Source organism: Ligilactobacillus agilis (assembly GCF_025311475.1).
GTDB lineage: Bacteria > Bacillota > Bacilli > Lactobacillales > Lactobacillaceae > Ligilactobacillus > Ligilactobacillus agilis.
On sequence record NZ_CP104397.1, the window covers coordinates 693,123 to 717,917 of the forward strand.

Consider the following 24,795-nt stretch of genomic DNA (forward strand, 5'->3'; position numbering starts at 1 on the left):
TAATAGTTGTCATTGCGATAACGAATTGTTAATGAGTAGATCTTTGAAAACTGAACAAAGTTTTAGACAAACCAAATGTGTAGGGTCAGTTGGAAACAACTGCAAAACATTTGCGAAGTCAATTCGCTAGTATAAAAATGAGTCACAAATTCTAAAATGAGAGTTTGATCCTGGCTCAGGACGAACGCTGGCGGCGTGCCTAATACATGCAAGTCGAACGCTTTTTTCAATCATCGTAGCTTGCTACACCGATTGAAAATTGAGTGGCGAACGGGTGAGTAACACGTGGGTAACCTGCCCAAAAGAGGGGGATAACACTTGGAAACAGGTGCTAATACCGCATAACCATGATGACCGCATGGTCATTATGTAAAAGATGGTTTCGGCTATCACTTTTGGATGGACCCGCGGCGTATTAACTTGTTGGTGGGGTAACGGCCTACCAAGGTAATGATACGTAGCCGAACTGAGAGGTTGATCGGCCACATTGGGACTGAGACACGGCCCAAACTCCTACGGGAGGCAGCAGTAGGGAATCTTCCACAATGGGCGCAAGCCTGATGGAGCAACGCCGCGTGAGTGAAGAAGGTCTTCGGATCGTAAAACTCTGTTGTTAGAGAAGAACATGCGAGAGAGTAACTGTTCTTGTATTGACGGTATCTAACCAGAAAGCCACGGCTAACTACGTGCCAGCAGCCGCGGTAATACGTAGGTGGCAAGCGTTGTCCGGATTTATTGGGCGTAAAGGGAACGCAGGCGGTCCTTTAAGTCTGATGTGAAAGCCTTCGGCTTAACCGAAGAATTGCATTGGAAACTGGAGGACTTGAGTGCAGAAGAGGAGAGTGGAACTCCATGTGTAGCGGTGAAATGCGTAGATATATGGAAGAACACCAGTGGCGAAAGCGGCTCTCTGGTCTGTAACTGACGCTGAGGTTCGAAAGTGTGGGTAGCAAACAGGATTAGATACCCTGGTAGTCCACACCGTAAACGATGAATGCTAAGTGTTGGAGGGTTTCCGCCCTTCAGTGCTGCAGCTAACGCAATAAGCATTCCGCCTGGGGAGTACGACCGCAAGGTTGAAACTCAAAGGAATTGACGGGGGCCCGCACAAGCGGTGGAGCATGTGGTTTAATTCGAAGCAACGCGAAGAACCTTACCAGGTCTTGACATCTTTTGACCATCTTAGAGATAAGATTTTCCCTTCGGGGACAAAATGACAGGTGGTGCATGGCTGTCGTCAGCTCGTGTCGTGAGATGTTGGGTTAAGTCCCGCAACGAGCGCAACCCTTGTTGTCAGTTGCCAGCATTAAGTTGGGCACTCTGGCGAGACTGCCGGTGACAAACCGGAGGAAGGTGGGGACGACGTCAAGTCATCATGCCCCTTATGACCTGGGCTACACACGTGCTACAATGGACGGTACAACGAGTCGCAAACTCGCGAGGGCAAGCTAATCTCTTAAAGCCGTTCTCAGTTCGGATTGTAGGCTGCAACTCGCCTACATGAAGCCGGAATCGCTAGTAATCGCGAATCAGCATGTCGCGGTGAATACGTTCCCGGGCCTTGTACACACCGCCCGTCACACCATGAGAGTTTGTAACACCCAAAGCCGGTGGGGTAACCTTTTAGGAGCTAGCCGTCTAAGGTGGGACAGATGATTGGGGTGAAGTCGTAACAAGGTAGCCGTAGGAGAACCTGCGGCTGGATCACCTCCTTTCTAAGGAAAATTACGGAAACCTACACGGGGTTTAAAACTTTGTTTAGTTTTGAGAGTTCTACTCTTGAAATGGGGCTTTAGCTCAGTTGGGAGAGCGCCTGCTTTGCAAGCAGGAGGTCATCGGTTCGATCCCGTTAAGCTCCATTGATGGCGTAAGCTATCGAACTTGTTCTTTGAAAACTAGATATTTATTCTATTTCTTATTTAATGAAAAACCGAGAAAACACCGCGTTTTAAAGAGTTAAAACAAGAATTAGTTCTTAATCGCAAACTCATAGCTTAAATTATTAAGCGAGGTTAAGTTATTAAGGGCGCATGGTGGATGCCTTGGCACTAGGAGCCGATGAAGGACGTGACTAACTGCGATATGCTTCGGGGAGTTGTAAGTAAACTGTGAACCGGAGATTTCCGAATGGGGCAACCCAGCAGGCCTAACGGCCTGTTATCGCTAAGTGAATTCATAGCTTAGTTGAAGGTAGACGTGGGGAACTGAAACATCTAAGTACCCATAGGAAGAGAAAGAAATTCGATTCCCCCAGTAGCGGCGAGCGAAGAGGGAAGAGCCCAAACCGAGAAGCTTGCTTCTCGGGGTTGTAGGACTGGACTTTAGAGTTACCAAGAGATTTGATAGTTGAATGATTTGGGAAAATCAGCCAGAGAAGGTGAGAGCCCTGTAAACGAAATTAAGTCTCCTCTGTCCAGGATCCTGAGTACGGCGGAACACGTGAAACTCCGTCGGAATCCGGGAGGACCATCTCCCAAGGCTAAATACTACCTAGTGACCGATAGTGAACCAGTACCGTGAGGGAAAGGTGAAAAGCACCCCGGGAGGGGAGTGAAAGAGTTCCTGAAACCATGTGCCTACAAGTAGTTAGAGCCCGTTAATGGGTGATAGCGTGCCTTTTGTAGAATGAACCGGCGAGTTACGTTAGCATGCGAGGTTAAGGGGGAAAACCCGGAGCCGGAGCGAAAGCGAGTCTGAATAGGGCGCTTTAGTATGTTGACGTAAACCCGAAACCAGGTGACCTACCCATGTCCAGGTTGAAGGTGCGGTAAAACGCACTGGAGGACCGAACCCGTGTATGTTGAAAAATGCTGGGATGAGGTGTGGGTAGAGGTGAAATTCCAAACGAACTTGGAGATAGCTGGTTCTCTCCGAAATAGCTTTAGGGCTAGCCTCGGAGTAAAGGATAGTGGAGGTAGAGCACTGTTTGGACTAGGGGCCCGTCTTGGGTTACTGAATTCAGATAAACTCCGAATGCCACATATCTATATCCGGGAGTCAGACTGCGAGTGATAAGATCCGTAGTCGAAAGGGAAACAGCCCAGACCACCAATTAAGGTCCCTAAATATGTGTTAAGTGGAAAAGGATGTGGAATTGCACAGACAACTAGGATGTTGGCTTAGAAGCAGCCATCATTTAAAGAGTGCGTAATAGCTCACTAGTCGAGTGATCCTGCGCCGAAAATGTAACGGGGCTAAACACATTACCGAAATTGTGGATGTGTCCGTAAGGACACGTGGTAGGAGAGCGTTCTAAGGGCGGTGAAGTCAGACCGTAAGGACTGGTGGAGCGCTTAGAAGTGAGAATGCCGGTATGAGTAGCGAAAGGTAGGTGAGAATCCTACCCACCGTATGACTAAGGTTTCCTGGGGAAGGCTCGTCCTCCCAGGGTTAGTCGGGACCTAAGCCGAGGCCGAGAGGCGTAGGCGATGGATAACAGGTTGAGATTCCTGTACTAGTTAAACTTGTTTGAACAATGGAGGGACGCAGGAGGCTAGAGATGCGCACTGTTGGATATGTGCGTCCAAGCAATAAGTCTGTTGGTGAGTCAAATGCTTACCGACTGAGGACAAGTTGTGATGGGGAGCGAAATTAAAGTAGCGAAGTGATTGATGTCACACTGCCGAGAAAAGCTTCTAGTTAGAGTTTAATTACCCGTACCGCAAACCGACACAGGTAGTCGAGGAGAGTATCCTAAGGTGAGCGAGAGAACTCTCGTTAAGGAACTCGGCAAAATGACCCCGTAACTTCGGGAGAAGGGGTGCTGAGCGCAAGCTCAGCCGCAGTGAATAGGCCCAGGCGACTGTTTATCAAAAACACAGGTTTCTGCAAAATCGTAAGATGAAGTATAGGGGCTGACGCCTGCCCGGTGCTGGAAGGTTAAGAGGAGTGCTTAGCGCAAGCGAAGGTGCGAATTGAAGCCCCAGTAAACGGCGGCCGTAACTATAACGGTCCTAAGGTAGCGAAATTCCTTGTCGGGTAAGTTCCGACCCGCACGAAAGGCGTAACGATCTGGGCACTGTCTCAACGAGAGACTCGGTGAAATTATAATACCCGTGAAGATGCGGGTTACCCGCGACAGGACGGAAAGACCCCATGGAGCTTTACTGTAGCTTGATATTGGGTGTTTGTACAACTTGTACAGGATAGGTAGGAGCCGTAGAAGTCGGAACGCTAGTTTCGACAGAGGCGCTGGTGGGATACTACCCTCGTTGTATGAACACTCTAACCCACGCCGGCAATCACGGCGGGAGACAGTGTCAGGTGGGCAGTTTGACTGGGGCGGTCGCCTCCTAAAAGGTAACGGAGGCGCCCAAAGGTTCCCTCAGAATGGTTGGAAATCATTCGCAGAGTGTAAAGGCATAAGGGAGCTTGACTGCGAGACCTACAAGTCGAGCAGGGACGAAAGTCGGGCTTAGTGATCCGGTGGTTCCGCATGGAAGGGCCATCGCTCAACGGATAAAAGCTACCCTGGGGATAACAGGCTTATCTCCCCCAAGAGTCCACATCGACGGGGAGGTTTGGCACCTCGATGTCGGCTCATCGCATCCTGGGGCTGTAGTCGGTCCCAAGGGTTGGGCTGTTCGCCCATTAAAGCGGTACGCGAGCTGGGTTCAGAACGTCGTGAGACAGTTCGGTCCCTATCCGTCGCGGGCGTAGGAAATTTGAGAGGATCTGTCCTTAGTACGAGAGGACCGGGATGGACATACCGCTGGTGTACCAGTTGTTCTGCCAAGGGCATCGCTGGGTAGCTATGTATGGATGAGATAAACGCTGAAAGCATCTAAGCGCGAAACTCGCCTCGAGATAAGATTTCCCATTCCGTAAGGAAGTAAGACCCCTGAGAGATGATCAGGTAGATAGGATGGAAGTGGAAGTGCGGTGACGTATGAAGCGGACCATTACTAATCGGTCGAGGACTTAACCAAGTAAAAAACGTAAGTTTTTTCGGAAAGTTCAAAGAAAGAGAATAAAATCTAGTTTTGAGAGAACAAGTTCTCTTAAAAAATAGTGCGGTGACGATGGCATGAAGGCTACACCTGTTCCCATTCCGAACACAGAAGTTAAGCTTCATAGCGCCGAGAGTAGTTGGAGGAACGCCTCCTGTGAGGGTAGGACGTTGCCGTGCGTATTATTCCGGTATAGCTCAGTTGGTAGAGCATCTGACTGTTAATCAGGGTGTCGACGGTTCGAGTCCGCCTACCGGAGTTAATGGCCCGTTGGTCAAGTGGTTAAGACACCGCCCTTTCACGGCGGTAACATGGGTTCAAATCCCGTACGGGTCACTTATGGAGGATTAGCTCAGCTGGGAGAGCGTCTGCCTTACAAGCAGAGGGTCACAGGTTCGAGCCCTGTATCCTCCATCTTGAGTCGTTAGCTCAGTTGGTAGAGCATCTGACTTTTAATCAGAGGGTCGACAGTTCGAGCCTGTCACGACTCATAAAAATAAAAAAAACTATTGACTTAAGAAATTATATTTGTTAATATAATATGGTCAGTTAATTGATGCCGACTTAGCTCAGTTGGTAGAGCATCTGATTTGTAATCAGAGGGTCGGGCGTTCGAATCGTCTAGTCGGCATATGCGGAAGTAGTTCAGTGGTAGAACATCACCTTGCCAAGGTGGGGGTCGCGGGTTCGAATCCCGTCTTCCGCTCTTACATTATGCCGGGGTGGCGGAACTGGCAGACGCACAGGACTTAAAATCCTGCGGTGAGTGATCACCGTACCGGTTCGATTCCGGTCCTCGGCATTTTGTTTTTTATATATGCACCCATAGCGCAACTGGATAGAGTGTCTGACTACGAATCAGAAGGTTGCAGGTTCGACTCCTGCTGGGTGCATTCATCGGGAAGTAGCTCAGCTTGGTAGAGCACCTGGTTTGGGACCAGGGGGTCGCAGGTTCGAATCCTGTCTTCCCGATAGGATACTTAATTAGAATCGCGGTGTAGCTCAGCTGGCTAGAGCGTCCGGTTCATACCCGGGAGGTCGGGGGTTCGATCCCCTCCGCCGCGATATCCAATAGAGCTTGGACCTTTAGCTCAGTTGGTTAGAGCAGACGGCTCATAACCGTCCGGTCGTAGGTTCGAGTCCTACAAGGTCCATTGTTTCTTATTTTACATCATGGAGGATTACCCAAGTCTGGCTGAAGGGAACGGTCTTGAAAACCGTCAGGTGGGTCAAACCACGCAAGAGTTCGAATCTCTTATCCTCCTTTTTATTATCGCGGGATGGAGCAGTCTGGTAGCTCGTCGGGCTCATAACCCGAAGGTCGTAGGTTCAAATCCTGCTCCCGCAATTATTTAGATATTTGGTCCATTGGAGTAGTGGTTATCTCGTCTCCCTGTCACGGAGAAGATCGTCGGTTCAAATCCGTCATGGACCGTAAGTTATATTCAAAAATTAAAAAATATAACTTGCTTATTTTTAAAAAATGTTATATAATAACATGGTGTTATTCGTTAACATGCGGGTGTAGTTTAGTGGTAAAACCACAGCCTTCCAAGCTGTTGTCGCGAGTTCGATTCTCGTCACCCGCTTATTATGGGCCTATAGCTCAGCTGGTTAGAGCGCACGCCTGATAAGCGTGAGGTCGATGGTTCGAGTCCATTTAGGCCCATATATTGGAGAAGTACTCAAGTGGCTGAAGAGGTGCCCCTGCTAAGGGTATAGGTCGGTAACACGGCGCGAGGGTTCAAATCCCTCCTTCTCCGTATGGCCCGTTGGTCAAGTGGTTAAGACACCGCCCTTTCACGGCGGTAACATGGGTTCAAATCCCGTACGGGTCACTTTTTATTATCGCGGGATGGAGCAGTCTGGTAGCTCGTCGGGCTCATAACCCGAAGGTCGTAGGTTCAAATCCTGCTCCCGCAATTACTTAGATATTTGGTCCATTGGAGTAGTGGTTATCTCGTCTCCCTGTCACGGAGAAGATCGTCGGTTCAAATCCGTCATGGACCGTTGTGACTTTAATTTTTAGTCATCCTCATTGAGGGTGACTTTTTTTATGCTTTAATTTTATTTAATGGTATGTTAAACTTATGAAGTTACAATACAATTCCCGATAGGATTCATAATTATTGTGAAGATGCCTTGTAACCAAATAATTTTAATTAATGGGGGAATATATAATGTCAGAAAGACGTTTATTTACTTCGGAGTCCGTTTCAGAAGGACATCCAGATAAAATTGCTGACCAAATTAGTGATGCGATTTTAGATGCTTTATTGGCCAAGGACGCGGATGCACGCGTAGCCGTTGAAACTACTGTAACAACAGGATTAGTTGTAGTTGTTGGTGAAGTTTCAACTAGCGCTTATGTCGATATTCAAAAAGTTGTTAGACAAACGATTAAGGATATTGGCTATACTAATGGTAAGTATGGTTTCGATGGTGATAATTGCGCGGTCCTGGTATCAATAGATGAACAATCACCCGATATAGCTCAAGGGGTGGACGCCTCTTTGGAAACAAAGAATGGCCAAGTTGATCCTTTAGACCAAATTGGTGCCGGTGATCAGGGAATGATGTTTGGTTATGCAACCGATGAAACTCCTGAAATGATGCCATTAGCAGTTGCACTTAGTCATAAGCTAATGCGTAAAATTGCTGCTTTGAGAAAGAGTAACGAATTACCTTACCTTGGACCAGATGCTAAGGCGCAGGTAACAATTGAATACGGAGAAGATAATAAACCTGAACGGGTCGATACAGTTGTGCTGTCAACACAACATGATGAGGATACTAAGTTAGACCAAATTCGGACAGATGTAATTGAAAAAGTAATTAAGACGGTTATTCCAGCTGAATTACTTGATGAAAAAACAAAATACTTTGTGAACCCAACTGGACGTTTTGTAATTGGTGGTCCTCAGGGTGATGCAGGTCTAACTGGGCGTAAGATAATTGTTGATACTTATGGTGGTGCGGCCCATCATGGTGGTGGTGCCTTTTCTGGTAAAGATGCAACTAAGGTTGACCGTTCTGCTAGCTATGCGGCTCGCTACATTGCCAAAAATATTGTTGCTACTGGTTTAGCCAAGGAAGTTGAAGTTCAAATTGCTTATGCTATCGGAGTAGCGCAGCCTGTTTCAATCGCAGTTAATACATTTAACACTAGCGATATTGCCAACGATAAGTTAGTTGAAGCGATTAGAAAGACATTTGACTTGAGACCAGCCGGGATTATTAAGATGTTGGACTTAAAACGACCAATTTACAAACAAACGGCTGCTTATGGTCACTTTGGTCGGACCGATATTGACTTACCTTGGGAAAAGACAGACAAGGTTGCTAAATTACAAGAATTATTAAAATAAGCGCCAGCACTTCTGATTAGAAGCTTGCTATTAGAGGATTCTAGGGTTTCCTAGAATCCTTTTTTATAGCTATTATAAAAAGGGAAAATTTACTTTGTTAACTTTATTACAACTTTATTACAAGTAAACGTTTTTTAAACATTTTGAAATTTAGACAGATATAATAGGAATTGAGACGATAATTTAAAATGCGAGAGTGTAGTTGACTAGATGGAGGTTTGGTGAGTATGAAAACAAGAAAAGATCGGATTTTGGCAGCTAAAAATGAACAACTAGCCAAAAATTTGAAATCAATCAAAAAGGCGACCACTTACATTGGAACCACAGTTATTATGGGGACTGCGGGTCTAGCTTTGAGTAAGACGAAAGCTGCGGCTGATACAGTAGTTCAAGCCGATGCAAGTAGCGCTAATACTACTAGTACAACTACTACGATGAGTAGTTCAAGCGCCGCTAATGCAAGTAGTACAAGCTCCTCAGTAACAACGACGACTGCGACTACGAACAATGAAGCTACAAGCTCTCAAGCAAGCTCAAGCAGTAATGTGACTACTGAGAGTAGCAGTAGCCAGGCAAGTAGCGCTGTGTCGCAAGCGCCAGTTGTAGCTGCACCACGGGTCTTAGCAAGTAACTATTCAGGTTACTCCTCTAAGGTGGCTAATTTCCTTAATAACGTTGCTCCTTCTGCTCAAGCAATAGCTGCGCAAAGGGGACTGTACGCCTCAATGATGATTGCTCAAGCCGCCCTTGAAAGTGGCTGGGGAACAAGCAGTCTTTCAACTAATGCTTACAATTTATTTGGGGTAAAGTGGAATGGTTATGGCGCCTACATTAATATGCCCACCCAAGAGTTTTACGGCGGTGCTTATCACACTGTTTATGCGAAGTTTCAACGGTATTCAAGCTATGCAGAATCATTAAATGCCTACGCTAATTTAATTGTGAGTCACTTTCCAAATTCTACTAAGGCAAACGCATCGTCCTATGCAGTAGCTGCCAACAATTTACGCAATGGGGTTTATGGAACTTATGCAACTGCACCTAACTACGCTTCTAGCCTGATTAACTTAATCCAGCAGTATGATTTGACAAAATATGATACGCCAGGTAGCACTACCAGTGATAGTAATAGTGGTAATACAAGTTCTACGCCAAATAACGTGGTGGCAACAAGTTCATATACAGTTAAGGCTGGTGACACGCTGTATGCCATTGCCAGTCGTTATGGACTTTCAGTGGCTTCGCTAAAAGCGTTGAATAATTTGAGTTCTAACCTAATTCATGTAGGACAAACTTTGAAGGTGAGTGGAACAACTTCTACTAACCAAAGTAATCAAACTAGCTCGCAAACTTCAAATAATAACGGGGCTACAAACAGCGGTAACCAAAGCGGTAGCTATACGGTTAAGGCCGGTGATTCCTTGTGGGGGATTTCGCATAAATATGGGATGAGTATAGATAGTCTAAAGAGTTTAAACAACCTAAGCTCAAACTTCATCTACCCGGGCCAAGTGCTAAAGGTAGGTCAAAGTAATAATCAAAGTAACACGACCAGCAAGCCAAGTGCATCTCAAAGTACAAACAGCGGTAGCTATACGGTTAAGGCCGGCGATTCCTTGTGGGGAATTTCGCATAAGTACGGGATGAGCATAGATAGTCTAAAGAGTTTAAATAACCTAAGCTCAAACTTCATCTACCCAGGGCAAGTGCTAAAGGTAGGCCAAAGTAGTAATCAAAGTAACACGACCAGCAAGCCAAGTGCATCCCAAAGTACAAATAGCAGTAACCAAAGCGGTAGCTACACGGTTAAGGCCGGCGATTCCTTGTGGGGGATTTCGCATAAGTACGGGATGAGTATAGATGGTCTAAAGAGTTTAAACAACCTAAGCTCAAACTTCATCTACCCAGGGCAAGTACTAAAGGTAGGCCAAAGTAGCAGTCAAAGTAACACGGCAAGCAAGCCAAGTACATCCCAGAGTACAAACAGCAGTAACCAAAGCGGTAGCTACACGGTTAAGGCCGGCGATTCCTTGTGGGGGATTTCGCATAAGTACGGGATGAGTATAGATGGTCTAAAGAGTTTAAACAACCTAAGCTCAAACTTCATCTACCCGGGCCAAGTACTAAAGGTAGGCCAAAGCGGTAGTCAAAGTAACACGGTAAGCAAGCCAAGTACATCCCAGAGTACAAACAGCAGTAACCAAAGCGGTAGCTATACGGTTAAGGCTGGCGATTCCTTGTGGGGGATTTCGCATAAGTACGGGATGAGTATAGATGGTCTAAAGAGTTTAAACAACCTAAGCTCAAACTTCATCTACCCGGGCCAAGTATTAAAGGTAGGCCAAAGTAGTAATCAAAGTAACACGGTAAGCAAGCCAAGTGCATCTCAGAGTACAAACAACAGTAGCCAAAGCGGTAGCTATACGGTTAAGGCTGGCGATTCCTTGTGGAAGATTGCCACTGAGCACGGGTTAACGATTGCTCAACTGAAGTCATTGAATAATTTGACCTCTAACACGATTTACGTAAATCAAAAGTTGACTGTCACTATGAAAAAATCTGTAAATGATGTCATCCCAACTACTAAAGCCCCAACTCAGGGTTACACGGTTAAAGCCGGTGACTCCCTATGGCAAATTGCTTCTGCACACGGCACAACAGTTAACCGGCTAAAAGCCTTGAATAAATTGAATTCAGATTTGATTTATGTTGGCCAACATCTACGGCTAAATTAACTTGCAATTGCAACTTGATTTTGCTAAGATAATGACAACACTAAACGTAGATAAGGACTAGTAGTTAAATGGACTAATCCCAGAGAGTGTGTGGTAGCTGAGAACACACATTAGTTATTTAACGAACTCACCTTAGAGTTTCTAAACTGAACCTAAGTAAGTTTAGACGGTATTTCCCGTTATGAAATTGAGTGCCAGTTGTGAGAAGGCTGGAATATAGGTGGTACCGCGAAATTTCGTCCTATATGGGTTTTAGGCCCGTATGGGACTTTTTTGTTTTTAGCTGCGTTTAGGAATTTAGAAAGTGAAAGGAAGAGTACAAATGTCTTACAATCATAAAGAGATTGAGAAAAAGTGGCAACGTTATTGGGAAGAACATAAGACTTTCAAAACGACCGAAGAAGAAGCCAAGCCAAATTACTACGCGTTAGATATGTTCCCATATCCATCAGGCCAAGGCTTACACGTAGGTCACCCAGAAGGGTATACAGCAACGGATATTATTTCAAGAATGAAGCGGATGCAAGGATATAATGTCTTGCACCCAATGGGTTGGGATGCCTTTGGGCTGCCAGCTGAACAATATGCCTTAAATACTGGTAATTCTCCGCGGGAATTTACTAAGAAAAATATTAATAATTTCCGGCGCCAAATTAAGTCCTTGGGGTTGTCTTATGACTGGGATCGTGAAGTTAACACCACCGACCCTGCCTACTATAAATGGACTCAATGGATTTTTGAACAATTGTACAAGCGTGGCTTAGCTTACGAAGCAGAAATTCCTGTTAACTGGAGTCCAGATTTAGGAACAGTTGTTGCTAACGAAGAAGTTATTGATGGTAAGACAGAACGTGGTGGTTTTCCTGTTATCAGAAAGCCTATGCGGCAATGGGTTTTGAAAATTACAGCCTATGCAGACCGGTTGATTGACGATTTGGATGACTTGGATTGGCCGGAAGCAATCAAGGAGCAACAAAGAAATTGGATTGGGCGTTCAGTTGGTGCAAGTATTAAGTTTACTTTAGAAAATGACGCCGAAACCAAGATTGAAGTTTTCTCAACTAGACCAGATACTATTTTTGGGGCGTCATGTTTGGTTTTAGCTCCCGAACATGATTTAGTAGCTAAGCTAACAACTAGTGAACAAAAAGCAGCGGTAGATGCTTACATCGATGAAGTGGCTCATAAATCTGATTTGGAAAGAACCGACTTAGCTAAAGACAAGACAGGGGTCTTTACTGGTAGTTACGTAATCAATCCGGTTAACGGCCAAAAAGTTCCTGTTTGGATTGCTGATTATGTCTTGGCCTCTTATGGTACAGGGGCAATCATGGTGGTTCCTGCTCATGACGAACGCGACTATGAATTTGCTAAGAAATTTGACTTGCCAATTACCCCTGTTATTGAAGGAGGCAACATCGAACAAGAAGCTTACACTGGTGAAGGTAAGCACATTAATTCCGACTTCTTAAATGGCTTAAATAAAGAAGATGCGATTGCCAAGGCAATAGCATGGTTGGAAGAAAAAGGTATCGGTGCTAAGAAGGTTAACTATCGACTACGTGACTGGACATTCTCACGCCAACGTTATTGGGGTGAACCAATCCCTGTCATTCACTGGGAAGATGGCGAAACAACACTAGTCCCTGAAGAAGAATTACCATTGTACTTACCTGCAACTAATGACATAAAACCATCTGGAACAGGTGAAAGCCCACTAGCTAACCTTGAAGATTGGGTTAATGTGGTAGATGAAAACGGACGTAAGGGTAAACGTGAAACTAATACAATGCCACAGTGGGCTGGTAGTTCCTGGTACTTCTTGCGTTACGTTGATCCTCATAACCACGAAGCAATCGCTGATAAGGCTAAATTAGAAAAATGGCTTCCAGTTGATTTATATGTTGGTGGCGCTGAACATGCGGTCTTGCACTTGTTGTATGCTCGCTTTTGGCATAAATTCCTTTATGATTTAGGAGTTGTTCCTACTAAAGAACCATTCCAAAAGTTGGTTAACCAAGGAATGATTTTAGGAAATAACCACGAAAAGATGTCCAAGTCAAAAGGAAACGTAGTCAACCCAGACGATATTGTAGAACAATATGGTGCAGATACTCTTCGGTTATACGAAATGTTCATGGGCCCATTAGATGCTTCAATTGCTTGGAGTGAAGACGGCTTAAACGGAGCTTACAAATTTGTTAATAGAATTTGGAATTTGATTATTGATGATGAGGATAAATTACGTGACCGCATCACAACCATTAATGATGGTAAGTTAGATAAAGTCTATAACCAAACGGTTAAGAAGGTAACTGAAGATTACCAAGCCCTTCACTTTAATACAGCTATCTCCCAATTAATGGTCTTCGTAAATGATTGTTATAAGGCAGATTCCTTACCATTGGAATATGTAGAAGGATTCGTTAAATTAATTGCGCCAATCGTGCCACACATTGCTGAAGAATTGTGGACGAAGTTAGGCCACGTTGGAAGCATTGCTTATGCTAAGTGGCCAACTTATGATGAAAGCAAATTAGTTGAAAATGTAGTCGAAATTGTGGTTCAAGTAAACGGTAAGGTAAGACAACACTTACAAGTGGCTAAGGATGCTAGCCGGGAAGAATTACAGACTTTAGCACTAAATGACGACAAGATTAAGCAAGAACTTGCTGGAAAAGAAGTTAAGAAAGTAATTGCTGTTCCTGGCAAGCTAGTTTCAATCGTAGTCGCTAAATAACAAGAATTACTAATACAAATCACCGCAGAGAAACGGGGTAACCGTAATCTGCGGTGGTTTTTTAGTTAGAGTAAATAAGATTGTTTAAGTATTCGACCAATTTGCGGGGATCTTCAACCCCAATAACAATCCGATCATACTCCTCATTTCTTAGTTGAATAACGACTGGCGTACTTGAGGTCCTAATGTTAAAAAATAATTTTTCTTGTTGATTATAGAAAGTTCCGGTGTAATAAAGGCCAGGAACGGCAGTCCAGGGAGATCTAATACCTTTAAAGTCTTTTAAAATTCCTGGGTCGATGGTTGCACCAACGATATGGTTAAAAGGAATGGCTAGCTTGCTTTTAAGGGCTAACAATTTACTAATTCCACGGGGGGAGATGGTTAAAGTCTGATTTTGAAAAGTGAGATTATTTTCTATGAGGGACACATCCTTTCGTAAGAACGGCTTCACCAATTAAAGTTGGGAGGTTAGTTGAAGTTTGAGTAGTTAGCCATTCACTTACAAGTTGATTAATTTCTAAGTCATGTGCAGTTAATTCCATTAACGCAATAATGATGAGATTAAGAGTGGTATTGAAATTTGCTTTCACCTCGATATTTTGCTTGAGTACAGCTACGAACATTCCCCGTTTACTACCAAACGTAGAATAGAGGCTACCTCTTAAAAGCCCGGTTGCTTTAACTAAGTCGTCAAGTGAAGTACCTTCGTAGCCATAAGTTATAAAAGTCTCACCAATAGCGGTTAGGACATCTTGTTGATTAAATTTCTTTTTTCTTCCCATACCCTTATGTTAATTATTTTTGACTAATTAGTCAAGTATTGAATTGACTGGTTAGTCAAAAATAAGTTGTGCAACAAAAAGTGAATATTGTTATGCCTAAAAAAATATTTATTCGGAAATATGCTTGCCACTGGGACTATTTTTTTATAAAATGGTAGGTACAATACAAAAATTTTCTGAAAATCCCAAATTATAAAGGAGCTTTTCCATGAAAAATGAATTATCACGAGCTCTAACCCACCGGCATGTGCAAATGATAGCAATTGGTGGTGCAATTGGAACAGGGTTATTCTTAGGGTCAGGATCGGCGATTCAAAAGGCCGGTCCAGCTTTAATTTTAGCTTACCTAATTGCTGGTATTTTTTGCTTTTTTATGATGCGCGCAATTGGTGAGTTGGTCTTATCAGATACAACCAAAACATCTTTTATCGAATTTGTCAGGCAATATTTAGGAAGTCGATTTGAATTTATTATTGGCTGGACCTACTGGCTATGTTGGATTAGTTTAGCGATGGCTGATTTAACGGCTAGTGGAATCTATATTCGTTATTGGTTTCCCCAAGTGCCCCAGTGGTTAACGGCTTTAATTATTATCCTAGTCTTGTTAGCCTTTAACCTCTTTAGCGTTGGATTGTTTGGAGAATTAGAGACTTGGTTTTCCAGCATCAAAGTATTAGCTATTATGGCCTTGATTGTAACTGGGCTAATCTTATTATTCACTTCTGCTGATATTGGCGGGCACCATGTGACAATTATGAATTTGGTTAATCATGGCGGCTTCTTCCCTAAAGGAACCTTGGGCTTACTGGCAGCATTTCCAATGGTTATCTTTGCCTTTACCGGTATTGAAATGGTTGGCTTAACTTCTGGGGAAACGGCTAATCCAGAGTATGATTTGCCACGGGCAATTAACAATTTACCAATTAGAATTGGCCTTTTTTACATTGGGTCAATGTTTGTTCTAATGTGCATCTATCCTTGGAACGAAATTGTAACTAGTTCAAGTCCGTTTGTTCAAGTTTTTGAGGGAATAGGAATTAAGTTTGCGGCAGCAATTATTAACGTGGTCGTTTTGACGGCGGCACTTTCTGCATGTAATAGTGCCATTTTTAGTACCAGTCGGACTTTATTTGTGCTTGCCAACGGTAAAAAGGCGCCTAAAGCGCTAGGGGTTACTAATAATCGGAGTGTGCCAGTTAAAGCGTTACTATTTTCATCTAGCGTACTATTTTTGATTGTTATTCTAAATTACATTTTGCCTGCGACAGTTTTTGAGATTATTTCCGGTGTGGCAACGGTTAGCTTTGTTTTTGTTTGGATTGCCCTAGTATGGTGTCATTATAAGTATCGTAAAGCTAATCCAAAGAAAAAAACGGTCTTTCCTATGCCGCTTTTCCCAATAACTAACGTATTGACAATCATCTTCTTTATCGGAGTCTTAGTGCTATTGGCATTTAATACGAGTACGTTGATTTCGCTGCTGTTTTCTCTAGTATGGTTTTTAGCGCTAGCAGTGGCATATAGCATCTTAAAGAAAAAATTAAATTAACCCAAATTAAACATGGTTGGGAGAAATCCCTGCCATGTTTTTTATTTAGGGCTAGTGAAGCGCTTATTGCTAGCTAAAATAAAAGAGTGTAAAATTGACTAGTATATATCTAAGAAAGTAGGCTCGGCTTTTTTATGAAAAATAAACAAACACTGAGTGCCAAAGAGAAGATGTTACGTGGCTCTGCCTGGATGACAGCCGCGAGTATTTTTTCACGAATATTAGGCGCAATATATATTATTCCTTGGTATGCATGGTTTGGTGAACACCGCCTGCAAGCTAATGCTTTATACGCAAAGGGCTACACGGTCTACGCTGTTTTTTTAATGCTTTCGACAGCGGGGATTCCCTCTGCGGTTGCTAAGCAAGTTGCACACTATAATTCGTTGAATGAATATGAGATTGGGCGGCGCTTATATAGAAAATCTTTTGTAATAATGCTTTTGCTGGGAATAATTATGGGAGGAATTCTATGGGGAGCAGCTCCGGTGTTAGCGGCCGGGGATATGAGGACTGTACCAGTTTTTCGCTCATTAGCGACGGCGCTGGCAATTATCCCACTGATGAGTTTAACGCGTGGCTTCTTTCAAGGCTATCAAGATATGGCCCCTTCGGCTCTTTCCCAGTTGGTTGAACAGGTTATCAGAGTCTTTTATATGCTGGTAACTGCCTTTATTATTATGAAGGTTATAAATGGTTCCTACCAAACGGGGGTAGTTCAATCCACCTTTGCGGCCTTTGTTGGGGCCGTTGGTGGTATTTTAACATTGGCTTACTGCTATTTAAAAAAGAAGGGGGAGTTTGACTATTTACGTGCTAATAGTAGTAATTCACTAGAGGTTTCTGATGGGCAGTTAATAAAGGAATTACTAGCCCAGTCGCTGCCCTTTATTTTTATTGGGATTGCCACCAATTTATATAATTTAATTGATCAATATACTTTTCCTTGGGTAATGTCTAAGGTTAGCACCTATAGCAGTAATTACATTGATGAAATGTATGCCTTATTTGCTGCTAACGCTAATAAGTTAATAATGATTGTTGTTTCCCTAGCAACAGCCTTAGCCGCAACGGCAATCCCCCTATTAATAGAATTTGTAACCAAGGGCCAAAAGCGGGATGCTAAAAAACAGTTGGACGACTCGTTAGAATTATTCTTTTTCATAATGCTACCGAGCGCTTTGGGAATGGCGGCCGTAGCAAGGCCACTGTACATTGTTTTTTATGGTTATAGTGCATATGGAATTGCAGTCTTAAAGATTGCTGCGTATACGGCAATTACACAGGGATTGTTAATTGTGCTTGCTAGCCTGTTACAAGGTTTATATGAAAATAAACGGGCCGTGGCCTACGCTATTTGTGGCTTAATTGTTAAGCTAGTAGTTCAATTTCCTTTGACCGCCAAACTGGAAGCGTTTGGGCCCTTAGTTGCTAGTGGAATTGGAATGAGTTGTTCTATTTACTTAATGTTACGCTATTTACGGCGTGGCTATGGCATGAATTTTAAACGGGTTCAGCATACTTTTAACGCTTTGATGATTTTAAGTTTGGCTATGTTTGTAGTAGTAGTTAGTTTAAACTTTTTATGGACGACCCTGTTTGATAGTGAAAGTCGGATAGTAGCTATATTAGAACTAATAGTAACTGCAGGCAGTGGTGGTTATGTCTACGTATACCTTACATTGAAAACACATATGGCCGACAAAATTTTAGGTCCACGGGTAGCAAGACTAAGACAGCTTTTAAGAATTAGGTAGGTGTGATATGAGGTTAGATAAGTTTTTAGCAGCTAGTGGAGTTGGGTCAAGGTCAGAAGTAAAGCAGCTTTTAAAGCAAAAGCGGATAACCGTGGCTGGCAAAGTAGTAACTAGTCCCAAAATCCAAGTCGAAGCAGATAGTCAGGTTGAATTAGACCATCAACCAGTTAACTATCAAACAAATTACTACTTGCTTATGAACAAACCCAAGGGGGTAATCACCGCCACTACTGATAAGAGCCAAAGGACGGTTATAGATTTATTAGGAGCGGAGGAACAAAAATTAGGCCTTTTTCCAGTGGGACGATTAGATAAAGATACAACGGGATTGTTATTATTAACAACTGATGGGGAGTTAGCCCATAGGCTGTTAGCACCCAAAAAGCACGTAAGTAAGGTGTATCAAGCTAAGATTGAAGGGATAGTGACTGACCAAACGGTTGCTAGGTTTGCTAAGCCATTAACCCTAAAAAATGGAGAGGTTACTAAGCCAGCTAAGTTAGAAGTAATTAGCAGTCAAAAAGACGCAAATATTTCCCGGGTAATAATTGAAATTACAGAAGGAAAGTATCACCAAGTAAAGCGGATGTTTGCGGCGGTGGGGATGCATGTTTTGGAGTTACACCGTTTAAAGATGGGACAACTAGAATTACCAGCAGACTTAAAGCCTGGCCAGTATCGACCACTGACAAAAGAAGAGTTAGCCTCACTGACTAAGTAATAATTAATGGTGCTAGAAGTAACAACTAACGGTTACTTCTAGCACCATTTTACTTAGCCCTTGATTGTGCAATTCATAAAGTGGGGTAGTTCCGCTATAATGGCGCTAGGTAAGGTTACGTAGTTATTTACGCCTAACTTGCTAGCGACAGCGCTATGGGTGTACACAGCTGCATCGATAACGTCTGTTAAGGGGGCACTGCTAAATTGTCCTAAAAAAGCGGCTAAAATCCCGGTTAAAGTATCCCCCATTCCACCAGTAGCCATATATGGGCCACCTATCGTTAATTGGTGGGGAGTATCGCACTCGGAATGATAAATTTCAGTATGGTATTTTTTTAGAATTACGGTTTGGCCTAATTTAAGTTGAGCCTGCTTATTTTTTAAGGGAATCTGGTCAGCAATTTTGATTTGACTCAGCCGCTGCCATTCCATTTCATGTGGAGTAAAGATGGCTTGGCCCTTTTTTAAATAGGTTAGTAGGCCAGGATTAGCTGCCAACAGAGTAATAGCTGAACCATCAATAATTATCAACTGGTCTGGTGTGAGGTTACTTAAGACTAACTGACAAATATTTTGGGCAAGTTTATCTAAGCCTAAACCAGGGCCAAGAACGATAACATCGGCTTTGGTTAGGTTCTCTAAGAGGTCTGAAAAATCACTATAATCAACAAACATGGCTTCGGGGAGGCGAGTATGCAGGGCATTTAGGTTGTGTTTATCCGTGGCGCATGTTACCAACCCAGCCCCAGCATAAACACAGGCACTAGCTGACATGATAATTGCTCCACCTAAGTTATAGTTACCACCAATTGTGATAATACGGCCGTAATTTCCCTTATAGCTGTGCAGGGGGCGGGGGCGAATAACTTTATTTAAGATAGTTTGTTTAATTTGTTCCATAAAAAATCCTCCGTTTCAAGATAAGTATAGTCTAGTTTTAGGCGCAAGTCTTGGAAAATGTGGTAAAATATGTTCTGTAGACTTTTAAAGGAGTGATTAGATGGCTATTGATTGGCAAGCTGAAGTCGCAAAACGTAAAGACGATTTATTGAACGACTTAAAAACAATGTTAGAAATTGAAAGTGTTCGTGATGAAAGTATTGCGACTGCAGATGCTCCGTTAGGTCCAGGACCTAAAGCTGCATTAGACAAATTTTTAGAAATTGGGAAGCGCGACGGCTTCGAAACAATGGAATTAGATGGACTTGCAGGTCACATCGCTTATGGTCAAGGGGACGAAACTTTGGCTATTTTAGGTCACGTTGACGTAATGCCTGCAGGTAAGGGCTGGGATACTGATCCATTTAAACCAGTTATTAAGGATGGACGTCTCTATGCACGGGGTGCTTCCGATGATAAGGGACCAAGTATGGCAGCTTATTATGGATTAAAGATTGTTAAGGAATTAGGACTACCAGTTAATAAGAAGGTTCGCTTTATTCTTGGAACTGATGAAGAAAGTCAATGGCGGGGAATGAGCCATTACTTTGAAAAGATGCCGGCTCCTGACTTTGGTTTTTCACCAGATGCTTTCTTCCCAATTATTAATGGGGAAAAGGGGAATGTATCCTTCTTCATTAATTTTGCTGGTTCTAATGGTGATGCGGAAGTTAAACTTGTCCACTTTGAAGCAGGCTTACGTGAAAACATGGTTCCCCGTGATGCTAAGGCTGTCTTAGCTGGAATTAAGTTAGAAGATGTTGAAGCTGTATTTGCTGACTTTGTAGCTGCTAATCCAGTTAGTGGCCAAGCTTACAAAGAAGCTGGTAATGTTGTCTTAGAATTAATTGGTAAGGCTGCACACGCCCAAGAACCAAGAAATGGTGAAAATGCCGGAACTTACTTAGCAACTTTCCTAGCTAACTATAACTTAGCCGGCGATGCTAAAAACTTCATTGAATTTACCGCTAAGTACTTACACAAAGATTCACGGATGAACGCTCTAGGTGCTACCTTTAGTGATGAAATCATGGGTGATTTGACAATGAACTCTGGGATTTTTGCATTTGATGAAAACAAGGGCGGTAAAATCACTTTGAACTTCCGCTTCCCTAAGGGGATGGATGAAAATGATATCAAGGCTAGCCTAACTAAGGCTACGGCTGCGATGAATGTAACGATTGATCAAGGGCGTGTACAAGTGCCACACTATGTTTCCCCTGAAGATCCATTGGTTAAGACCTTGTTGGGTGTTTATGAACGCCAAACTGGTCAAGAAGCACATGGAATGGTCGTTGGTGGCGGGACATATGGTCGCTTGATGAAGCGTGGGGTAGCCTTTGGGGCAATGTTCCCTGGGGTTCCTGATACAATGCACCAAGCTAACGAATTTATCCCTGTTGATGATGTTTTGCGTGCAGCAGCAATTTATGCCGAAGCCATTGCAGAATTAGTTAAATAATCTTTTAGAAGCCAAACTCTAGTCGAGTGAGGCTTCTTTTTTTGAAAAAAGGAATTGAAAGTTGTATCATGAAGATGAAAGCTAAGAAAGGGGTTGCAATTATGGCTGAAAGTAAGAGTACTTTTATCAAGAAATTATTAGATAATGTGATTGCTAGTGACGAGTTAAGTAAGACATATGCGGTTCCTAGTAAAAGGGAGCAGTTGGCATTGAAGATTGATAATCGTGTAACCGAAAAATTATTAGCTACTAACCATTTGGAAAAGATGGTGCGGACTTTAATTAGAAAACGGTCTAAGTCAACGCAAAAAGAGATAGTTAATATCACCTTGAAAAATTACCGGATTTTTTTGTAACTGGCACTCAACGTCCTTGCGGGGGCGCGTTTTTTTTACCCTAAAATGACATTGCATCATGAGGACAACAACGAGACAACATTTATATTTTGAAGACAAAATTGGCTTGCATAAAGTTAGGATTGAAGTAGTGAAAAATAATATACATGATACCTACAAATTATATTTAGTCCTTAATGTCTCACGGAGATAAGTGGCTTACTTTAATTTCGTCGCCATTTCGTCGCGGAATTTTTAAAATTATTGTTTTTGAGTGCCAAAGCAAAAATAAAAAGCCGGTACTAGCGGGGATTATCGCCGTTAGTACCGGTAAAAAAAACTAAATTATGCCGCTGGCAGGAGTCGAACCTGTACTCGGATAAACCGAACAACGACCTGAACGTTGCGCGTCTGCCAATTCCGCCACAGCGGCAAAATGCAAGTGTCTAAAAAGACTACCTACTTAATATACTACAAAGCTAAACAAAAGAAAAGGGTCCTAAGTTATTTTTTGCGTGGAAAACTAATAACGGTACCGTATCCATGAAGCAACATGTATTTTGGTCCAACTGAAACGCGGACAATCTCGGGGATAAAGCGCACTTCGATAACGGCATCCCCATTTAAAGCGGTGGCTCGTTTGGCCAAGCGTCGTTTAATTTCTTCGTAGAGTTCATCGTATTGATCAACCTTGTCAATTTCTTCAGCGAGCAAAGTTTTCTTGATTGTAGCGTTTACAATTCCTTTGATGGCATAAGTCCGATTAATTCCCCCGGTGGTTAGAAACATAAACACCCTCCATTCTTTAAAAATACCTTAAGTTAAATTTTAATAGAATTTAGGATATCTTACAAGCCTAATCTTGGTAAATAATATAAAAAATAATAGATTTATGAGGGCTATTATTGATTTTTTAGAATTAATAGCATAAAATTAAGTTAAAATGAAAGCGTAAACACGAGGGGTGGAGTATTATGGCCAAGGATTTCTTACATTACTATGTTCAAAGAGCAAAAATATATAGAGATGAAGCGCAACGAGCAATTACTTGCACAACGTTAGATGAATACGAACGGGCTGAAATCATCAAAAAGACGTTATTGCGGTCGGTAACAGCTGAGTTGGCAAATTTATCGACGGAGATAAGCGCTTATTATGAGCTACTGGAAGCCATTCAGACTTATAGTCAAAAACAGCCAGAGCTAGTGTTGGAGTTAACTTATATTAGAACGGCTTGTCAAAAATTTATTGATAGTTATGCTTAGATATTTAAATTAATTAATGATATACTATAGGTGTAGATAGTTAATTAAATAAAGGGGGCTTACATTATGTTAAGACAAGAATATAAAACCATTCTAGTTCCTGTAGATGGGTCTGCAATTGCAGAGAAGGCGCTGGTTACGGGAACTGAAATTGCAAAAAGAAATAATGCCCACCTCGATATCTTAAATGTTATTGACTTAAAGCAATTCTCTGTTAGTTTTGGGGGCATGATTGATGCTAACGGGGACGTTGTTTACCAATCATTTGAGGATGTAGAAAAATATCTTGAAGGTTTAAAGAAGCATGTGGAGGAACAAGGCGTGACGGATGTTGCTATCCACGTTCGCTTTGGCTCACCAAGAAATGTGATTGCACGTGATTTCCCTAATGATCATGAGACAGATTTGATTGTGATGGGACCAACTGGTCTTAATCCAGTCGAAAGAGTGTTGGTGGGAGCAGTTAGTGATTATGTCATTAGGACAGCTGCTTGTGACGTTATGATTGCACGCTAATTACTTAGTTAGGATAAGGATAGGCATTTATGGTGCCTATCCTTATTTTTTAGGTTAAATGTGGTAACATTAAATATGAAAAATTGTCGTAGTAGGTGAGATAATGTTAGGCGAAGTTATCAAATGGATAATTTATGTTTTATTAGTAGTTTTGTTGAGCTATAATATTTATTTAAGCGTGGAGATGACCAAGTTTAAACGCAGGAGTTTAGTTCGCTCAGTAGAAGAATTGTCGCAAATGGAAACACAAATGATAGCTGAACTAAGTAAGACTAAACGAAAGTGGTCATTGCTAGAACAGACTTTATTTTTGATAGCCATCTTTATGGCGTTTAAGGGTAAACAAATAGAAGTAGCCTTTTTTATAGATTTATATACGGTTGCCTCCATTGTAACTAACAAGCTAACTTATCAAATTTTTAGGATTTTAGCTCTTAAAGATTAGGTATAATCAAACTAAAAAAATAATTAGGTGAGAAAGATGTTAAGTTTAAAGGATTATGGTATTGCGCTGGCTAAGGGATTATTACCTTTAGTGGTGGCAATTGCGTTAGTTAATTTAATAAATGCAAGTAACTGGCAGTATCTCTTAAATTATTATGTGATTTGTAATTATCTAACCTTCTATCCATATAATTTAAATCAAGCTAAGCCACTTGAAAATGAGCAACCGGCAGAACAACCGCTAAGACGGAGCAAAAGCAAGCCGGCATCAGAAGGGTTACGAAGAAGCCATGATGATAGGACTGCTGGTGATAAGGCTAGCGAAATCTTAAGTAGTTGGGTGTTAGCCTTTGGTAAGCACCTCTTATTGTTACTAGTGGCCCCAGGCTTATTTATCTATGGTTTATTATTTTCAAACGAAGTTGGTGAATTCTAATGGATAATATTTGTGTTTTTTGTGGTTCTAATCTAGGTAAACTTACTGAATTTGAACAGCAGCTAAAGCAATTAGCGACTTATTTGGTTGAACATAAGAAAACTTTAGTCTATGGCGGTGGAAGACTAGGTTTAATGGGAGCCCTATATCAAGATGTAGTCACTGCTGGTGGAAAAGTGATAGGGGTTATTCCTGCAGTTTTAGAAAAACACGCAGTCGTAGCGGATAAAAATACAAACCTCATTCACGTTAAAGATATGAGTGAACGCAAGCAGAAGTTCGTTGAGTTAGCGGATGTGTTCGTTGTTTTTCCAGGTGGGTTAGGAACAATGGAAGAATTCTTTCAGGTTTACTCCTGGGCTCAATTGGGCTTGGTGACTAAACCAATCGTTTTAGTTAACATTGGGGGATACTATGATAAACTATTAGCCTTCTTAAAAGATAGTGTCAAACAGGGATTTATGCCCCAAGCCAACCTAGATGCCTTGATTGTGGTTGAAGAGGTTACGGCGGGTTTAGCGGCAGCCAAAAACTTCGAGTATCACCAAGCCAATAAGTGGCAGGATGTTTCCCAAAGATAAAGGTAACAGGTATTTCGAACTTAATTTCAATCTAGTTTGTAAATCAAAGAAAAATTAGAGCTTCCTAGAAGGGTTATGACTACTAAAGTAAGGGTTTTAGTTTTGAAAAATATATAATTATAAGAAAAAAACTGAAACTTTTAACCGTTGACTCATTTTATTTAACTTGCTATAATAACTTAATAAATTTACAAGTTAGTTTTAAATTATG

At 42.3% G+C, this 24,795-nt stretch carries 17 protein-coding genes, 22 tRNA genes, 3 rRNA genes, 1 riboswitch and 1 other annotated feature; of the genes, 37 read left to right on the forward strand and 5 right to left on the reverse strand.

Annotated features, from left to right (window positions below; genetic code table 11):
- Positions 1 to 152: 152 nt before the first annotated feature.
- The 27 genes from N4597_RS03385 to leuS all read left to right on the forward strand — a co-directional run bounded on the left by N4597_RS03385 (position 153) and on the right by leuS (position 13,792).
- A 16S ribosomal RNA gene (locus N4597_RS03385) occupies positions 153 to 1,715 on the forward strand.
- Positions 1,716 to 1,786: 71 nt separating this feature from the next.
- Positions 1,787 to 1,859: transfer RNA gene (locus N4597_RS03390), tRNA-Ala, on the forward strand.
- 151 nt (positions 1,860 to 2,010) lie between these two features.
- Positions 2,011 to 4,928 (forward strand): 23S ribosomal RNA (locus tag N4597_RS03395).
- 83 nt (positions 4,929 to 5,011) lie between these two features.
- A 5S ribosomal RNA gene (rrf, locus tag N4597_RS03400) occupies positions 5,012 to 5,128 on the forward strand.
- The 16S, 23S and 5S rRNA genes sit together here with 21 tRNA genes alongside, the layout of an rRNA operon.
- Before the next feature lie 7 nt (positions 5,129 to 5,135).
- Positions 5,136 to 5,208: transfer RNA gene (locus N4597_RS03405), tRNA-Asn, on the forward strand.
- Positions 5,209 to 5,213: 5 nt separating this feature from the next.
- Positions 5,214 to 5,285, forward strand: a tRNA-Glu gene (locus N4597_RS03410).
- A gap of 5 nt (positions 5,286 to 5,290) precedes the next feature.
- A tRNA-Val gene (locus N4597_RS03415) sits at positions 5,291 to 5,363 on the forward strand.
- A gap of 4 nt (positions 5,364 to 5,367) precedes the next feature.
- Positions 5,368 to 5,440 (forward strand) — tRNA-Lys (locus N4597_RS03420).
- 67 nt (positions 5,441 to 5,507) lie between these two features.
- Positions 5,508 to 5,580: transfer RNA gene (locus N4597_RS03425), tRNA-Thr, on the forward strand.
- 3 nt (positions 5,581 to 5,583) lie between these two features.
- Positions 5,584 to 5,655, forward strand: a tRNA-Gly gene (locus N4597_RS03430).
- A 10-nt stretch (positions 5,656 to 5,665) separates the two neighbouring features.
- Positions 5,666 to 5,751 (forward strand) — tRNA-Leu (locus N4597_RS03435).
- A gap of 17 nt (positions 5,752 to 5,768) precedes the next feature.
- Positions 5,769 to 5,842 (forward strand) — tRNA-Arg (locus N4597_RS03440).
- A 5-nt stretch (positions 5,843 to 5,847) separates the two neighbouring features.
- Positions 5,848 to 5,921: transfer RNA gene (locus N4597_RS03445), tRNA-Pro, on the forward strand.
- 19 nt (positions 5,922 to 5,940) lie between these two features.
- A tRNA-Met gene (locus N4597_RS03450) sits at positions 5,941 to 6,014 on the forward strand.
- Between the two features lie 15 nt (positions 6,015 to 6,029).
- Positions 6,030 to 6,103: transfer RNA gene (locus tag N4597_RS03455), tRNA-Ile, on the forward strand.
- Positions 6,104 to 6,124: 21 nt separating this feature from the next.
- Positions 6,125 to 6,214 (forward strand) — tRNA-Ser (locus tag N4597_RS03460).
- 9 nt (positions 6,215 to 6,223) lie between these two features.
- A tRNA-Met gene (locus tag N4597_RS03465) sits at positions 6,224 to 6,297 on the forward strand.
- A gap of 14 nt (positions 6,298 to 6,311) precedes the next feature.
- Positions 6,312 to 6,384: transfer RNA gene (locus N4597_RS03470), tRNA-Asp, on the forward strand.
- A gap of 83 nt (positions 6,385 to 6,467) precedes the next feature.
- Positions 6,468 to 6,538 (forward strand) — tRNA-Gly (locus N4597_RS03475).
- A gap of 6 nt (positions 6,539 to 6,544) precedes the next feature.
- Positions 6,545 to 6,618 (forward strand) — tRNA-Ile (locus N4597_RS03480).
- Between the two features lie 6 nt (positions 6,619 to 6,624).
- Positions 6,625 to 6,712: transfer RNA gene (locus tag N4597_RS03485), tRNA-Ser, on the forward strand.
- 3 nt (positions 6,713 to 6,715) lie between these two features.
- Positions 6,716 to 6,787, forward strand: a tRNA-Glu gene (locus N4597_RS03490).
- Positions 6,788 to 6,798: 11 nt separating this feature from the next.
- Positions 6,799 to 6,872: transfer RNA gene (locus tag N4597_RS03495), tRNA-Met, on the forward strand.
- A 14-nt stretch (positions 6,873 to 6,886) separates the two neighbouring features.
- Positions 6,887 to 6,959, forward strand: a tRNA-Asp gene (locus N4597_RS03500).
- 81 nt (positions 6,960 to 7,040) lie between these two features.
- Positions 7,041 to 7,132, forward strand: a riboswitch (SMK box riboswitch).
- Positions 7,130 to 8,317, forward strand: coding sequence for a methionine adenosyltransferase (gene metK / locus N4597_RS03505; protein WP_260904634.1), 1,188 nt, complete (start codon positions 7,130 to 7,132; stop codon positions 8,315 to 8,317). Its footprint overlaps the riboswitch before it by 3 nt.
- A gap of 227 nt (positions 8,318 to 8,544) precedes the next feature.
- Positions 8,545 to 11,052 (forward strand): LysM peptidoglycan-binding domain-containing protein, encoded by a 2,508-nt coding sequence (locus N4597_RS03510; RefSeq protein WP_260904636.1) that lies wholly within the window; start codon positions 8,545 to 8,547, stop codon positions 11,050 to 11,052.
- A gap of 38 nt (positions 11,053 to 11,090) precedes the next feature.
- Positions 11,091 to 11,299: a binding site (T-box leader), on the forward strand.
- Between the two features lie 75 nt (positions 11,300 to 11,374).
- The gene (gene leuS, locus N4597_RS03515; protein WP_260904638.1) at positions 11,375 to 13,792 is read left to right on the forward strand and encodes a leucine--tRNA ligase; all 2,418 of its coding nucleotides are present in this window, start codon (positions 11,375 to 11,377) and stop codon (positions 13,790 to 13,792) included.
- Between the two features lie 61 nt (positions 13,793 to 13,853).
- On the opposite strand, the gene N4597_RS03520 is transcribed toward leuS, so the two are convergent.
- Both N4597_RS03520 and N4597_RS03525 read right to left on the reverse strand, forming a co-directional pair.
- Positions 13,854 to 14,150 carry a hypothetical protein gene (locus N4597_RS03520; protein ID WP_260904640.1) on the reverse strand — a complete coding sequence of 99 codons (297 nt, stop codon included), beginning with the start codon at positions 14,148 to 14,150 and terminating at the stop codon, positions 13,854 to 13,856.
- A gap of 52 nt (positions 14,151 to 14,202) precedes the next feature.
- Positions 14,203 to 14,577, reverse strand: a complete 375-nt coding sequence (locus tag N4597_RS03525; protein WP_260904642.1) for a TetR/AcrR family transcriptional regulator — start codon at positions 14,575 to 14,577, stop codon at positions 14,203 to 14,205.
- Positions 14,578 to 14,785: 208 nt separating this feature from the next.
- Between N4597_RS03525 and N4597_RS03530 the strand changes: the two genes are divergently transcribed.
- From N4597_RS03530 to N4597_RS03540, 3 genes are all read left to right on the forward strand, one after another.
- The gene (locus tag N4597_RS03530) at positions 14,786 to 16,126 is read left to right on the forward strand and encodes an amino acid permease (protein ID WP_260904644.1); all 1,341 of its coding nucleotides are present in this window, start codon (positions 14,786 to 14,788) and stop codon (positions 16,124 to 16,126) included.
- A gap of 134 nt (positions 16,127 to 16,260) precedes the next feature.
- Positions 16,261 to 17,883, forward strand: coding sequence for a putative polysaccharide biosynthesis protein (locus N4597_RS03535; protein ID WP_260904646.1), 1,623 nt, complete (start codon positions 16,261 to 16,263; stop codon positions 17,881 to 17,883).
- A gap of 7 nt (positions 17,884 to 17,890) precedes the next feature.
- Entirely contained in the window at positions 17,891 to 18,604 is a 714-nt protein-coding gene (locus tag N4597_RS03540; protein ID WP_260904648.1) for a pseudouridine synthase, read from the forward strand.
- Between the two features lie 53 nt (positions 18,605 to 18,657).
- Here N4597_RS03540 and N4597_RS03545 read toward each other — a convergent pair whose 3' ends face one another.
- Positions 18,658 to 19,506: an NAD(P)H-hydrate dehydratase gene (locus tag N4597_RS03545; protein ID WP_260904649.1), complete on the reverse strand. Its 849-nt coding sequence runs from the start codon at positions 19,504 to 19,506 to the stop codon at positions 18,658 to 18,660.
- A 100-nt stretch (positions 19,507 to 19,606) separates the two neighbouring features.
- On the opposite strand from N4597_RS03545, the gene pepV reads away from it, so the two are divergent.
- Positions 19,607 to 21,007 (forward strand): dipeptidase PepV, encoded by a 1,401-nt coding sequence (pepV, locus tag N4597_RS03550; protein WP_260904651.1) that lies wholly within the window; start codon positions 19,607 to 19,609, stop codon positions 21,005 to 21,007.
- A 41-nt stretch (positions 21,008 to 21,048) separates the two neighbouring features.
- Entirely contained in the window at positions 21,049 to 21,363 is a 315-nt protein-coding gene (locus N4597_RS03555) for a hypothetical protein (RefSeq protein WP_050611834.1), read from the forward strand.
- Positions 21,364 to 21,690: 327 nt separating this feature from the next.
- Here N4597_RS03555 and N4597_RS03560 read toward each other — a convergent pair.
- Positions 21,691 to 21,775 (reverse strand) — tRNA-Leu (locus tag N4597_RS03560).
- A gap of 71 nt (positions 21,776 to 21,846) precedes the next feature.
- Entirely contained in the window at positions 21,847 to 22,131 is a 285-nt protein-coding gene (locus tag N4597_RS03565; RefSeq protein WP_050611878.1) for a hypothetical protein, read from the reverse strand.
- Between the two features lie 185 nt (positions 22,132 to 22,316).
- Here N4597_RS03565 and N4597_RS03570 point away from each other — a divergent pair, with 185 nt between their 5' ends.
- From N4597_RS03570 to N4597_RS03590, 5 genes are all read left to right on the forward strand, one after another.
- Entirely contained in the window at positions 22,317 to 22,607 is a 291-nt protein-coding gene (locus N4597_RS03570; RefSeq protein WP_050611879.1) for a hypothetical protein, read from the forward strand.
- A gap of 66 nt (positions 22,608 to 22,673) precedes the next feature.
- Complete coding sequence (locus N4597_RS03575) at positions 22,674 to 23,123, forward strand: universal stress protein (protein WP_056977288.1); 450 nt, start codon at positions 22,674 to 22,676, stop codon at positions 23,121 to 23,123.
- A 103-nt stretch (positions 23,124 to 23,226) separates the two neighbouring features.
- Entirely contained in the window at positions 23,227 to 23,568 is a 342-nt protein-coding gene (locus N4597_RS03580) for a hypothetical protein (RefSeq protein WP_056977286.1), read from the forward strand.
- A gap of 36 nt (positions 23,569 to 23,604) precedes the next feature.
- The gene (locus tag N4597_RS03585) at positions 23,605 to 24,003 is read left to right on the forward strand and encodes a hypothetical protein (RefSeq protein WP_260904656.1); all 399 of its coding nucleotides are present in this window, start codon (positions 23,605 to 23,607) and stop codon (positions 24,001 to 24,003) included.
- Complete coding sequence (locus N4597_RS03590; RefSeq protein WP_260904658.1) at positions 24,003 to 24,584, forward strand: LOG family protein; 582 nt, start codon at positions 24,003 to 24,005, stop codon at positions 24,582 to 24,584. Before N4597_RS03585 ends, N4597_RS03590 begins: the two co-directional genes overlap by 1 nt.
- Positions 24,585 to 24,795: the final 211 nt, after the last annotated feature.

Bases quoted from the DNA above. Each gene is read 5' to 3' on its own strand.
- N4597_RS03575 (WP_056977288.1), top strand. From the start codon at position 22,674: ATGTTAAGACAAGAATATAAAACCATTCTAGTTCCTGTAGATGGGTCT.
- N4597_RS03565 (WP_050611878.1), bottom strand. From the start codon at position 22,131: ATGTTTCTAACCACCGGGGGAATTAATCGGACTTATGCCATCAAAGGA.
- N4597_RS03570 (WP_050611879.1), top strand. From the start codon at position 22,317: ATGGCCAAGGATTTCTTACATTACTATGTTCAAAGAGCAAAAATATAT.
- N4597_RS03585 (WP_260904656.1), top strand. From the start codon at position 23,605: ATGTTAAGTTTAAAGGATTATGGTATTGCGCTGGCTAAGGGATTATTA.
- N4597_RS03525 (WP_260904642.1), bottom strand. From the start codon at position 14,577: ATGGGAAGAAAAAAGAAATTTAATCAACAAGATGTCCTAACCGCTATT.
- N4597_RS03545 (WP_260904649.1), bottom strand. From the start codon at position 19,506: ATGGAACAAATTAAACAAACTATCTTAAATAAAGTTATTCGCCCCCGC.
- metK (WP_260904634.1), top strand. From the start codon at position 7,130: ATGTCAGAAAGACGTTTATTTACTTCGGAGTCCGTTTCAGAAGGACAT.
- N4597_RS03580 (WP_056977286.1), top strand. From the start codon at position 23,227: ATGTTAGGCGAAGTTATCAAATGGATAATTTATGTTTTATTAGTAGTT.
- N4597_RS03530 (WP_260904644.1), top strand. From the start codon at position 14,786: ATGAAAAATGAATTATCACGAGCTCTAACCCACCGGCATGTGCAAATG.
- N4597_RS03535 (WP_260904646.1), top strand. From the start codon at position 16,261: ATGAAAAATAAACAAACACTGAGTGCCAAAGAGAAGATGTTACGTGGC.
- leuS (WP_260904638.1), top strand. From the start codon at position 11,375: ATGTCTTACAATCATAAAGAGATTGAGAAAAAGTGGCAACGTTATTGG.
- pepV (WP_260904651.1), top strand. From the start codon at position 19,607: ATGGCTATTGATTGGCAAGCTGAAGTCGCAAAACGTAAAGACGATTTA.
- N4597_RS03510 (WP_260904636.1), top strand. From the start codon at position 8,545: ATGAAAACAAGAAAAGATCGGATTTTGGCAGCTAAAAATGAACAACTA.
- N4597_RS03590 (WP_260904658.1), top strand. From the start codon at position 24,003: ATGGATAATATTTGTGTTTTTTGTGGTTCTAATCTAGGTAAACTTACT.
- N4597_RS03540 (WP_260904648.1), top strand. From the start codon at position 17,891: ATGAGGTTAGATAAGTTTTTAGCAGCTAGTGGAGTTGGGTCAAGGTCA.